Consider the following 12,388-nt stretch of genomic DNA (forward strand, 5'->3'; position numbering starts at 1 on the left):
CCTCGAGGACCCGGCGGTCGGTATCGAGGACGAAGGTGTGTCGTTTGACCGGCATGAGTTTGCCCAGCAGACCGCGTTTCACGCCGTACTCCTCGGCCACCGCGCCGTCGGCGTCGGAGAGCAGCGGGTACTCCAGCCGCTGTGAGCCCGCGAACCCGGCCTGCACGTCCACGGCATCGGCGGAGATCCCGGCGCAACTCGCGCCGAGGGCGGCGAATTCGGCGGTGAGATCACGGAAATGGCAGGCTTCGGCGGTGCACACCGGAGTATTGGCCGCCGGATAAAAGAAGAGAACGAGCGGGCCGTCGGCCAGCAGGGAATCGAGGGAACGGAGGGCGCCGGTCTGATCCGGGAGTTCGAACGCCGGGGCGAGCTGGCCGATCTTCATACCCCGGACAGTACCCGCGATGGCGCGTCGGACGGGGTGCGTCACGAGTTCGCGGGTATCGGCTGGAATGATGGTCCGAATGCACGGCGCGCACACACCCGCGACTACCACCCGCGACCGATTCCGCGAACTCGCCGCCGAACACCGGGTCGTCCCGGTGACCCGGAAGGTGCTCGCCGATTCGGAGACCCCGCTCTCGGCCTATCGCAAACTGGGCGGTGACCGCGCGGGCACCTTCCTGTTCGAATCCGCCGAGAACGGGCGGTCCTGGTCGCGGTGGTCGTTCATCGGCGCGGGCAGCCCGTCCGCGCTCACCTCGGTGGACGGTGCCGCGACCTGGCTCGGTGCCACCCCGGCGGGTGCCCCGTCCGGTGGTGATCCGCTCGACGCGCTGCGCGAGACCCTGGAACTGCTGCGGACCGAACGGCTGCCCGGCCTGCCCCCGCTGACCGGCGGTATGGTCGGCTACCTCGGCTACGACGCAGTCCGCCGGATGGAACGGCTGCCCGAGCAGACGATCGACGATCTGCAACTGCCGGAGATGGTGCTGCTGCTGGCCACCGACCTGGCGGCCTTCGACCATCACGAGGGCGCGATCACCCTCATCGCCAACGCGGTGAACTGGAACGGCACCGCCGACAACGTCGACGAGGCCTACGACGACGCGGTGGCCCGGCTGGACCGGATGACCGCCGCGCTGGCCGCGCCCGCGGCCTCCACGGTCTCGGTGTTCGACCAGCCCGAACCCGATTTCCGCCGGGCCCGCACCCCGGACGAGTACGGGGCGGGGGTGCGCCGGCTGGTCTCGGAGATCGAGGCCGGAGAAGCCTTCCAGGTGGTGCTGTCGCAGCGCTTCGAAATGGATTACGGCGGTGCGCCCATCGATCTCTACCGGATGTTGCGCGCGGCCAACCCGAGCCCGTACATGTTCCTGCTGCATATCCCCGACGGTGCCGGGGAGACCGCGTTCTCGATCGTGGGCTCCAGCCCGGAGGCCCTGGTGGCGGTGCAGGACGGCGTGGCGACCACGCATCCGATCGCGGGCACCCGCTGGCGCGGGGCCACCGAAGAGGACGATCTGCTGCTGGAGAAGGGCCTGCTGGCCGACGACAAGGAGAACGCCGAGCATCTGATGCTGGTGGATCTCGGCCGCAACGATCTGGGCCGGGTCTGTATGCCGGGCACCGTGCGGGTCACCGAGTACCGCCACGTCGAGCGGTACAGCCATGTCATGCATCTGGTGTCCACGGTCACCGGCCGGCTCGCCCCGGGCAAGATCGCGCTCGATGCCGTGCGGGCCTGCTTCCCCGCCGGCACCCTGTCGGGCGCGCCCAAGGTCCGGGCCATGCAGTTGATCGAGGAACTCGAACCGACCCGCCGGGGCGTGTACGGCGGTGTGGTCGGCTACCTCGATTTCGCCGGTGACGCCGATACCGCCATCGCCATCCGCACCGCGCTGCTGAAGGACGGCATCGCCTATGTGCAGGCAGGGGCCGGGGTGGTGGCCGATTCCGAGGCCGAATACGAAGACACCGAATCGCGGAACAAGGCGATGGCGGTGCTGCGCGCGGTGGCCGCCGCCGAAACCGTACGCGCCTTCGACGGTGCGGCGCCGGAGGAGGCCGGCAGCCGCGCCCGCCGCGAATCGGCTGCCTCGGCGGCCGGAGGCCCCGTATGACCGCGGGCGAAACCGGCGGCACCGAAGGACAGGCCGGCGGCACCGGAGGGCAGGCCGGCGGCACCGGAGGGCAGGCCGGCGGCACCGGAGGGCAGGCCGCCGCGGCCGGCTCCGGCACGCCGCGGCCCCGTCCCGCCGACTGGGGCGACGACGAATCCGCCGCCGCACCCCCGCCCCCCGCCGGCCGCCGGTACCCGGTGGCCGCGTCCGCGCTGCTGGCCGTCGGCGCGGCCGCGCTGTGGGGGGCGTCGCGACTGACCTGGGTCACCGTCACCTCCGCCGACGGTCTCACCGAACCCCGGACCGACGAACTGAACGGCGGGGTCTGGTTCGGCGCGCTCACACCGCTGGCCCTGGTCCTGCTGGCCGCCATCGCCGCGGTGCTGGCGACCCGGGGCTGGATGCGCCGGCTGGTCGGAGTGCTGGTGGCGTTGATCGCCGCGGTGACGGCCGTGCCCGCGCTGGCGTTGCTCACCGGCTCCGGGGCCACCGAGAAGCGGGCCGCGGATCTGGCCGAACTGCCCGGGCGGGCGCAGGTCCAGGAGGTCGTGACGGCGGGCGCGCCCGCCGTGCTCACCCTGTGCGGGGCGCTGGCCGCGTTCGGCGCGGGCCTGCTGCTGGCGCGGATGCCGACCGGGACCAAACCGCTCTCCGGCAAGTACGACGCCCCCGCGACCCGTAAGCTCGCGGCGACCCGCGCCGTCGAACAGGGTGCGGCCGGGGAACCGCTGCCCGAACGTGTGCTGTGGGACGCGCTGGACGCCGGCGCCGATCCGACCGACGCCGGCGCCGAGGTCCCGGACACGCGGCGGACGGCTGCCGGGGACGCGGCGCCGGGCTCCCGCGCGAAGGGGGAGGACGCCGCGGGCCCGGGATCGGCCGAGCGTGCCGCGCCGGGCGCCGCCGGGAAATCGCTTCCGCCGGAGGCCGGCGATGCGCCCTAGCAGGTCGGTCCGGGCGCGATGAGCCGCCCCCGGCGTCACCGCGCCGCATGCTCCCATTTACTCTTGTTCAGCATCGGTGAGACACCGCCTGGGGGAATCCTGCAGGCAGTAACACGCGTCTCCCCAGAAAGGATTCGAGCCAGATGACGGTACTCGACTCGATTCTCGACGGGGTCCGCTCGGATGTAGCCGCTCGGGAAGCGGTGCTGGACTTTCCCGCGGTGAAGGCGGCGGCCGCCGCCGCCCCGTCACCGCTGGACGCGAAGGCCGCACTACTCGAAGACGGTATCGGCGTCATCGCCGAGGTGAAGCGGGCCAGTCCCTCGAAGGGCGCTCTCGCCGAGATCACCGACCCGGCCAGCCTCGCCAAGGCCTACGAGGACGGCGGCGCCCGCATCATCAGTGTCCTCACCGAGCAGCGGCGTTTCCACGGATCGCTCGACGATCTGGACGCCGTCCGCGCGACGGTCACCATCCCGGTGCTGCGCAAGGACTTCGTCGTCGGGCCCTACCAGATCCACGAGGCGCGGGCGCACGGCGCGGATGTGATCCTGCTGATCGTCGCCGCGCTCGAACAGGACACCCTGTCCTCGCTGATCGACCGCACCGAATCGCTCGGGATGACCGCGCTGGTCGAGGTGCACACCGAGGAGGAGGCCGACCGCGCGCTGACCGCCGGGGCCTCGGTGATCGGCGTCAACGCCCGCAACCTCAAAACCCTCGAGGTCGATCGCGACTGCTTCTCGCGGATCGCGCCCGGCCTGCCCACCGAGGTGGTCCGGATCGCCGAATCCGGGGTGCGCGGCACCGCCGACCTGCTCGCCTACGCGGGTGCGGGCGCGGACGCGGTCCTGGTCGGCGAAGGCCTGGTCACCAGCGGCGACCCCCGGGCCGCCGTCTCGGAGCTGGTCACCGCGGGCACCCATCCGTCCTGCCCGAAACCGGCGCGGCGGGGCCGGTGATGGCCGGGTCCGGCGTGTCCTCCACCAGCGGCCCGTTGCCCACCGCCAGCCGCGGAGTGGCGCAGCGCAGCGCGCACGAGCCCGACGAAGGCGGTCATTTCGGGGTCTACGGCGGGCGCCATGTCCCCGAGGCACTGATGGCGGTGATCGAGGAGGTCACCGCCGAATACGACAAGGTCCGCCTGGACCCGGACTTCCTCACCGAACTCGACCGGTTGCAGCGCGACTACACCGGCCGGCCCTCCCCGGTGTTCGAATGCGTCCGGCTGGCCGAACACGCCGGTGGCGCGCGGATCCTGCTCAAACGCGAGGATCTGAACCACACCGGATCACACAAGATCAACAACGTGCTGGGTCAGGCGCTGCTGGCCAAACGCATGGGTAAGACCCGGGTAATCGCCGAAACCGGCGCCGGCCAGCACGGCGTGGCCACCGCCACCGCCTGTGCGCTGCTCGGGCTGGACTGCATCGTCTACATGGGCGCGGTCGATACCGCCCGCCAGGCGCTGAACGTGGCGCGAATGCGCCTGCTCGGCGCCGAGGTCGTCTCGGTGACCACCGGCTCGCAGACCCTCAAGGACGCCATCAACGAGGCCCTGCGCGACTGGGTCACCAATGCCGAGGACACCTACTACTGCTTCGGCACCGCCGCCGGTCCGCACCCGTTCCCGATGATGGTCCGCGATTTCCAGCGCATCATCGGCATGGAGGCCCGCGCCCAGGTGTGGGAACTCACCGGCCGGCTGCCCGACGCCGTCGCCGCCTGCGTGGGCGGCGGGTCCAACGCCATCGGTATCTTCCACCCCTTCATCGACGATCCCGGGGTCCGGCTGGTCGGCTACGAGGCCGCCGGCGACGGGGTGGAAACCGGACGGCACGCCGCCACCTTCACCGGTGGCACTCCGGGTGCCTTCCAGGGTGCCTACTCGTACCTGCTCCAGGACGAGGACGGTCAGACCATCGAATCGCATTCGATCTCGGCGGGCCTGGACTACCCCGGTGTGGGTCCCGAGCACGCGCTGCTGCGCGATATCGGCCGTGCCGAATACCTCCCGATCACCGACAGTGCCGCGATGGACGCCCTGCTGCTGCTCAGCCGCACCGAGGGCATCATCCCCGCCATCGAATCCGCGCACGCGGTCGCCGGAGCGCTGGAACTGGGCCGCGAGCTCGGCGAGGGCGCGATCATCCTGGTGAACCTGTCCGGTCGCGGTGACAAGGATATGGACACCGCCGCCCGCTGGTTCGGGCTCCTCGACGACTCCGACAGCGGCAAGGAGAACGGTCAGTGAGTTCCGATTCGCGTCTCGGCGCCACTTTCGCGGCGTGCCGGGCCGACAACCGAGCGGCGCTGATCGGCTATCTGCCCGCCGGATACCCGGACCTCGCGGGGTCGCGGGACGCCGTGCGGGCGATGGTCGAATCCGGCTGCGATATCGTCGAAGTCGGGGTCGCCTACTCCGACCCGGTCATGGACGGGCCCACCATCCAGGCCGCCGCGGAACAGGCGCTGCGCGGCGGCGTCCGGGTCCGTGACGTCTTCTCCGTGGTCGAGGCCGTGACCACCGCGGGCGCGCAGGCCGTGGTGATGAGCTACTGGAATCCGGTGCTGCAGTACGGGATCGACCGTTTCGCCCGGGATCTGGCGGCCGCCGGTGGTGCCGGCATCATCACCCCGAACCTGATCCCGGACGAGGCCGGGGACTGGATCGCCGCATCCGAGGCTCATCATCTCGACCGCATCTTCCTGGTCGCCCCGTCCTCCACCGAGGAACGGCTCGCCACCACCCTCGATGCCAGTTCCGGATTCGTCTACGCCGCCTCCACCATGGGCGTGACCGGCGCCCGGGACGCGGTCTCGACCGCCGCTCCCGCGTTGTGCGCCCGGATCCGGACGCACAGTGATATCCCCATCGGCGTGGGGCTCGGGGTGCGTTCGGGCGCGCAGGCAGCGGAGATCGCCGCCTACGCCGACGGCGTGATCGTCGGTTCGGCGCTGGTCTCCGCCGCGGGTGAAGGCCTCGACGCGGTGCGTGCGCTGACCCGGGAACTGTCGGACGGGGTCCGCGCCGCGGCCGCCGTCTCCTAGTAACAGGGGCCGCGCGCGGCAGGGACGCACGGGCCGCCGCGGCATCCGGCCGTGGCTCCCGGACACACGGTCCGGAGGCCGGGCGTCCGATCGTCACGGTCTCCGCTACGGTTGCCCCGTGACCGTTCAAGCCGCACCGGATACTGTCCCCGCCGCCGGAAATTCCGGGGGCGCCGTACCGCACGCCGCCGATCTGCTGGCCTATCTGCCCAGTCCACCGCAGGGTGTCTGGGATATCGGCCCGTTCCCGCTGCGCGCGTACGCGGTCTGCATCATCCTCGGCATCGTCGTCGCCATCTGGTGGGGCGAGAAGCGCTGGCGGGCGCGCGGTGGTGAGGCGGGTACCGTCCTCGACGTCGCGGTGTTCGCGGTGCCCTTCGGGCTCATCGGCGGCCGTATCTACCATGTGGCCACCGATTGGCAGAAATACTTCGGGGCCGACGGCAACGCGATGGACGCGCTGAAGATCTACCAGGGTGGACTGGGGATCTGGGGCGCGGTCTTCTTCGGCGCCATCGGCGCCTGGATCGCGTGCCGGATCTACAAGGTCCCGCTACCCGCCCTGGGCGACGCCATCGCACCGCCGATCCTGCTGGCCCAGGCCATCGGGCGTCTCGGCAACTATTTCAACCAGGAACTCTACGGCCGGGAAACGGATCTGCCGTGGGGCCTGGAGATCTACCTGCGCTTCGACGACGCCGGCCGGCTGGACATGATGAACGGCGTCTCCTCCGGTGAGGTGCATTCGGTCGTGCATCCCACCTTTCTGTACGAACTGCTCTGGAATGTCGCGGTGGTGCTGGCGCTGGTCTACGTGGACCGCCGGTTCCGGATCGGTCACGGCCGGCTCTTCGCGCTGTACGTGGCCGGCTACTGCTTCGGCCGGTTCTTCGTCGAGCTGATGCGCGACGACGAGGCCACCCAGATCGCGGGTATCCGGATCAACTCGTTCACTTCCGCGCTGGTCTTCCTGGCGGCGATCGCCTACTTCCTGCTCGCGACCAGGGGCCGCGAGACCCCGGCGCAGCTGAGCCCGGACGCCGGGCCGCGTCCGTGGCCGTGGCAGCTCGGGGCGTTGCGGGCCGCGGGTGCGGCCCCCGCCGCCGAGACGACGAAAACCACCGTGGGCGACGGTGACAGCGACGGTGACGAGAAGCCCGGGAACGGCGAGGGTGATAACGCTCCCGCCCAGGGGGGCGATACCCCGGCCGAATCCGAGGACACGGATACCACCGAGGTCATCGGTAGCGAGGAGGACGGGGCAGTGACGGATCCGGACGCGGAGACCGGCGAAAAGCCGGGTGCCGCAGCGGCGGCGGAGCCGGAGTCCGGGCCGGCCGCGGCCACCGCGGGGCCGGAATCCGCGGGTGCGCCCGATGACACATCCGATGAGAAGAAGGCCGCGGCGGCGGGCGACAACGCCGAATCCGCCGCTCCGCGAGCGAAATAGGATGCCGCCCGGCGGCCACCGCAGTCGTCTGGCAGCATCTCTCGCAGGGGAGGCCACGAAATCGGATGTCCTCCACTGCCGGGGGCACCATACAAGGAGGAACAATGACCGATCCGTACCAGCAGGGTGGACCGCAGTACGGCCCGCCGGGGACCGGACCGGACCTGAGCAAATCGGGTGGGGCGCCGGGGTACCCGTCGCAGCCGCAGCAGCCGTATCCGTCCGGCGGGCAGCCGTATCCGTCCGGGGGCCAGCCGTATCCGTCGGGCGGGCAGCCCTATCCGTCGCAGCCCCAGTACGGTGCCGCGCCCGGGTACGGACAGCCGTACGGAGCGCCGATGGGGGGCCCGGGGATGTACAACCCGATGGATCCCGAAGCGCCGTACGGCCGGGATATGAACGGTGTGCCCTATTCGGACAAGCAGAAGCTGACCGCGGGCCTGCTGCAGATCTTCCTGGGTTCCTTCGGTGCCGGGCGCTTCTATATCGGTGACACCGGTATCGCGATCGCCCAGATCGCGGCAACCTGGCTCACCTGCGGCATCGGCGGGATCTGGCCGCTCATCGACGGGATCATGATGCTCACCGGCAGCGTCCAGGACCCGCACGGCCGTCCGCTGCGCGAGAACTGACGCTTCGCGAGTGACCGACCCCCGGTACGCCGGGGGTCGGTGTGCGTTATGGGGACGTGATCCGCGCGAGATTCCGGGTGGCCGGATCGTATCGCCGATGTGGAACGGACATACCGCGCACAGTGGAATTCATCGAGAAGTAACACGGCGATCAACCCGGCGGTTCACCCTGATTCACGCAGTGCCGCGTAACGGTTCACCCTCGTGTCACCGGTATCGCCCACCCCGCGGGGCGGGCGGCACGGGACATCCCGGCAGGATTAGGCTCGACACGTGATGCGACGGACGAAGATTGTGTGCACCCTCGGCCCGGCCACTGCCACCGAGGAACGTATTCGAGAGCTCGTCGAGAGTGGTATGGACGTCGCCCGGCTGAATTTCAGCCACGGCGAGCACTCCGACCACGCCGAAAACTACAAGAAGGTGCGGCAGGCCTGCGACGATCTCGGCCGCGCCGTCGGCATACTCGCCGATCTGCAAGGCCCCAAGATCCGCCTGGGCCGTTTCGCCGAGGAGCGGACCTACTGGGCGACCGGTGAGGTCGTCCGGATCACCGTCGACGAGATCGAGGGCACCCACGATCGCGTCTCCACCACCTACAAACAACTCGCCCAGGACGCCAAATCCGGCGACCGGCTCCTCGTCGACGACGGGAAGGTCGGGCTGGAGGTGGTGCGCGTCGAGGGCAACGACGTGGTGTGCGAGGTGACCGAGGGCGGACCGGTCAGCAACAACAAGGGTGTCTCGCTGCCGGGGATGGACGTCTCGGTGCCCGCCCTTTCGGAAAAGGACATCGAGGATCTCGAATTCGCCCTCAACCTGGGCGTGGATTTCATCGCCCTGTCGTTCGTGCGCTCGCCGTCGGATATCGAGCTCGTGCACGATGTGATGGACCGGGTCGGCCGGCGGGTGCCGGTGATCGGCAAACTGGAGAAGCCGGAGGCCATCGACAATCTCGAGGCCGTTGTGCTGGCGTTCGACGCGGTGATGGTGGCCCGCGGCGATCTGGGCGTGGAACTGCCGCTCGAGCAGGTCCCGATCGTGCAGAAACGGGCCATCCAGATGGCCCGGGAGAACGCCAAGCCGGTGATCGTGGCGACCCAGATGCTGGAATCCATGATCGAGAACTCGCGGCCCACCCGCGCGGAGGCCTCCGATGTGGCCAACGCGGTGCTCGACGGCGCGGACGCGGTCATGCTCTCCGGTGAGACCTCGGTCGGTAAGTACCCGATCGAGACCGTGCGCACCATGGCCCGCATCGTGCACGCGGTGGAGACCGAATCCACCAGCGTGCCGCCGCTGACCCATACGCCGCGCACCAAACGCGGTGTCATCTCCTACGCCGCCCGCGATATCGGCGAACGCCTCAACGCCAAGGCCCTGGTCGCCTTCACCCAGTCCGGCGATACGGTGCGCCGCCTGGCCCGGCTGCATACGCCGCTGCCGCTGCTGGCGTTCACCCCGCTGCCGGAGGTGCGCAGCCAGCTGGCGCTGACCTGGGGTACCGAAACCTTCATCGTGCCCACCGTGGACAGCACCGACGCCATGATCAAACAGGTCGATCAGGCCCTGCTGAGCATGACCCGGTACCGCAAGGGCGATCTGGTGGTCATCGTGGCGGGCTCCCCGCCGGGTACCGTCGGTTCCACCAACCTGATCCACGTGCACCGTATCGGCGAGGAGGACCACTGAATGACGCAGCGTCGCGGAGCCGTCCGGTGAGCACGCCGGTGGACGACCGGACCGGCCGGCACACCGATCTCGACACCCTGCTCGAGCTGCTGGACCTCGAGGAGATCGCCGAGGACGTGTTCCTCGGCAGGCATCCCGAGAAGGTCGCCAGCCGGACCTTCGGCGGCCAGCTGGTATCCCAGGCGGTCGTCGCGGCCGGCCGGACGGCGGGCGAGCGCCCGATCCACGCGCTCAACGCCCATTTCGTGCGCGGTGGCGATGTCAAGAAGCCGATCGAATTCCATGTCGAACGGCACCGGGACGGTCGCGCCTTCGCCAACCGGACCGTGACCGCCACCCAGGACGGCCAGGAGCTGTTCGTCATGCTGGCCTCGTTCCAGGAATGGGGTAAAGGGCTCGAACACGCGCACGAACGGCCGGAGGTGCCGGACCCGGAGACGCTGCCCCGGATCCAGGAGACCTTCGCGGGCTACGAGGACAAACTGGAGATGTTCGTCAACGCCCCGCATCCGATCGATATGCGCTATACGAACGATCCCGCCTGGATCCTCAAGGGCACCGGCGAGAAGCTCAACCACAACCGGGTGTGGATGCGTGCCGACGGCGCCCTGCCCGACGATCCGCTGATCCATGTGGCCGCGCTGAGCTACTCCTCGGATACGACCGTGCTGGATTCGATCATCACCACCCACGGACTGTCGTGGGGCCTGGACCGGATCGTCGCGGCCACCGTGAACCATTCCATCTGGTTCCACCGGCCGTTCCGGTTCGACGAATGGGCGCTCTACGCCACCGAATCCCCGGTGGCCGCGGGCTCGCGTGGTCTGGCTACCGGGCGTTTCTACTCACGCGAGGGCGATCTGCTGGCGACGACCGTACAAGAGGGCGTGATCCGGCACTTCCCGTCGCGCCGCTGAGGCGGCGGTACTACAGCCGATCCGCCAAGAGCGGCTCGATACCGATATCGGTGCGCTGTTCGGCGCTGAAGGTGAACGGGGCTCCGGGGCCGAGGGTGTCCAGGCTCCGGAGCAGCCGGTGCTCCAGCGCGCCGATATAGCCGTCGGTGAGTTCGGTGGGGTCGCCGGCCAGGCTCAGCGCGATCTCGAAGGTCGCGTGATCCCCCGGCTCCAGACCCGGGTTCCCGGCCCGCCAGCGGCTGTCGAAATCCCGGTGCCGGGAATCGTCTTCGGCCACCGGCAGGGTGAACCGCCATGCGCAGACATCGCCGTCGTCCAGATGGTCGTCCAACTCCGCCCGGACCGTGTCCACGAGGCGATCCAGGGATTCCGGTGTCACATAAACATGAAGCGAAACATCCGAAATGCGTTTCGGCATGCCTGATTCCTGTCGTGTGTCGAACCTTCAACGGGAGCGAATTCTCGGATCGTGTTCCGGATGGCGAGTGTAGTGCCCACAGGACGGATTATCGGTAGGCGGGTGCGTTTCGGCGCCGGATCGCCGTTTCCGGGACCCGCGCCCCGGCAGGCCGTCTCAGGCGTACCAACCCGTGTGCTGGGCCGCCACCAGCGGTGAGAGCCGGGTATGCGTGACCGTCGGCCCGACTACCAGCGGCGGCCGGCCCCGGGAGTGATCGCCGGGCGTGGCGGCCGGCGCCAGCGCCACCAGCAGGGGCACCAGCGCATCCGCGATCTTGTCGCCCACCTCGCAGTACGCCTTGGCCGACAGTCCCACCGGGTCGGCGATGTTCTCCCGCCCCACCCGGGACAGATTGTGCCGGCTGCGATGCAGGTCCTCGATCGTGCGCGACCCGGTGACCCGCGCGATCCGATAGGCCTCGAGCAACGTGAAGGTGCGCGATCCCGCGCCGATGGCGAGTTCGCGCACCTCGTCCCGGATGTTCTCGGTCATGGTAAGGACCAGATCCGCGCGGTCGATATGCTCTGGTTCGAGTTTGCGGGCCCGGAAGTTCGCCGGATCCCCGCCGAGCCCCGTGATCGCCTCGGCGGCCCGCGGCTCCACCGGGAACCCGACCAGCGCGCGGGTCCCGGCACTCTCGGCGGTGATCCCGCCGAGCCGGTATTCGACCGCGATGGAGCGGGTGAGCCGTTCGGCGATGACCGACCGGCACACATTGCCATTGCAGACGAACAGGATGTGCATAGCGCTACGCTAAATCGGCCGACGGCCCCTTCAGAAGCGCAGTCTGTTCAATATCACACCAGCGTACGGTTAATTCATCTGCACGTAGCATCCCGTACACGGCGGACCCGGGGATTTCCCCCCGGTACGCATTTTGTTTCCGTGACAATTCACCGTTTACCGGACCCGAAATATATTGCCCCACCGAGATTTCAATTCATCCGATCCCGCCACACCGACCCCGGGAGAAGCGCCGGACCCCGTTCGCTCGCGTCGATCCGCCACCCGTCGTAGAACACCCCGCCCCCGGCACCCCGCTCGAAACTCTCCGCTCCGACGAATCGATCACCGCGACCCGATCGAACCCCGCCCACAGCGTCGAGTCTTACGAGACCCTGAAAGGGTTCGGCCCGCGTCTGCTGTCAGCGCTCGAAGCGAGGCGGCGCAGCCGCG

Annotated in this window: 12 protein-coding genes; 9 read left to right on the top strand and 3 right to left on the bottom strand. The window is 69.6% G+C overall.

The window, feature by feature from the left end; genetic code table 11:
- On the bottom strand, window positions 1-388 hold a 388-nt coding region (locus ACWDU1_RS19845), incomplete at its 3' end, for a peroxiredoxin (protein WP_450000390.1).
- 79 nt (window positions 389-467) lie between these two features.
- On the opposite strand from ACWDU1_RS19845, the gene ACWDU1_RS19850 reads away from it, so the two are divergent.
- The 9 genes from ACWDU1_RS19850 (at window position 468) to ACWDU1_RS19890 (ending at window position 10,752) form a co-directional block, all read left to right on the top strand.
- Entirely contained in the window at window positions 468-2,066 is a 1,599-nt protein-coding gene (locus ACWDU1_RS19850) for an anthranilate synthase component I (RefSeq protein WP_450000391.1), read from the top strand.
- A 197-nt stretch (window positions 2,067-2,263) separates the two neighbouring features.
- Window positions 2,264-3,010, top strand: coding sequence for a TIGR02234 family membrane protein (locus tag ACWDU1_RS19855; protein WP_450000406.1), 747 nt, complete (start codon window positions 2,264-2,266; stop codon window positions 3,008-3,010).
- A 143-nt stretch (window positions 3,011-3,153) separates the two neighbouring features.
- Window positions 3,154-3,972 carry an indole-3-glycerol phosphate synthase TrpC gene (trpC, locus tag ACWDU1_RS19860; RefSeq protein WP_450000393.1) on the top strand — a complete coding sequence of 273 codons (819 nt, stop codon included), beginning with the start codon at window positions 3,154-3,156 and terminating at the stop codon, window positions 3,970-3,972.
- Window positions 3,972-5,264, top strand: a complete 1,293-nt coding sequence (gene trpB / locus ACWDU1_RS19865) for a tryptophan synthase subunit beta (protein WP_450000395.1) — start codon at window positions 3,972-3,974, stop codon at window positions 5,262-5,264. Before trpC ends, trpB begins: the two co-directional genes overlap by 1 nt.
- On the top strand, window positions 5,261-6,061 hold the full coding sequence (trpA, locus tag ACWDU1_RS19870) for a tryptophan synthase subunit alpha (protein WP_450000396.1): 801 nt from the start codon (window positions 5,261-5,263) through the stop codon (window positions 6,059-6,061). The genes trpB and trpA overlap by 4 nt, the downstream gene beginning before the upstream one ends.
- A 193-nt stretch (window positions 6,062-6,254) precedes the next feature.
- Complete coding sequence (lgt, locus tag ACWDU1_RS19875) at window positions 6,255-7,511, top strand: prolipoprotein diacylglyceryl transferase (protein WP_450000408.1); 1,257 nt, start codon at window positions 6,255-6,257, stop codon at window positions 7,509-7,511.
- Window positions 7,512-7,615: 104 nt separating this feature from the next.
- Window positions 7,616-8,143: an NINE protein gene (locus tag ACWDU1_RS19880; protein WP_450000398.1), complete on the top strand. Its 528-nt coding sequence runs from the start codon at window positions 7,616-7,618 to the stop codon at window positions 8,141-8,143.
- A gap of 273 nt (window positions 8,144-8,416) precedes the next feature.
- Window positions 8,417-9,835, top strand: a complete 1,419-nt coding sequence (gene pyk, locus ACWDU1_RS19885; RefSeq protein WP_450000399.1) for a pyruvate kinase — start codon at window positions 8,417-8,419, stop codon at window positions 9,833-9,835.
- A 26-nt stretch (window positions 9,836-9,861) separates the two neighbouring features.
- Window positions 9,862-10,752: an acyl-CoA thioesterase gene (locus ACWDU1_RS19890; protein WP_450000401.1), complete on the top strand. Its 891-nt coding sequence runs from the start codon at window positions 9,862-9,864 to the stop codon at window positions 10,750-10,752.
- 10 nt (window positions 10,753-10,762) lie between these two features.
- Here ACWDU1_RS19890 and ACWDU1_RS19895 read toward each other — a convergent pair whose 3' ends face one another.
- The gene (locus tag ACWDU1_RS19895; RefSeq protein ID WP_450000403.1) at window positions 10,763-11,131 is read right to left on the bottom strand and encodes a hypothetical protein; all 369 of its coding nucleotides are present in this window, start codon (window positions 11,129-11,131) and stop codon (window positions 10,763-10,765) included.
- Between the two features lie 195 nt (window positions 11,132-11,326).
- Window positions 11,327-11,956 carry an arsenate reductase/protein-tyrosine-phosphatase family protein gene (locus tag ACWDU1_RS19900; protein WP_450000404.1) on the bottom strand — a complete coding sequence of 210 codons (630 nt, stop codon included), beginning with the start codon at window positions 11,954-11,956 and terminating at the stop codon, window positions 11,327-11,329.
- Between the last annotated feature and the right edge of the window lie 432 nt (window positions 11,957-12,388).

The organism is Nocardia sp. NPDC003345 (assembly GCF_053589395.1).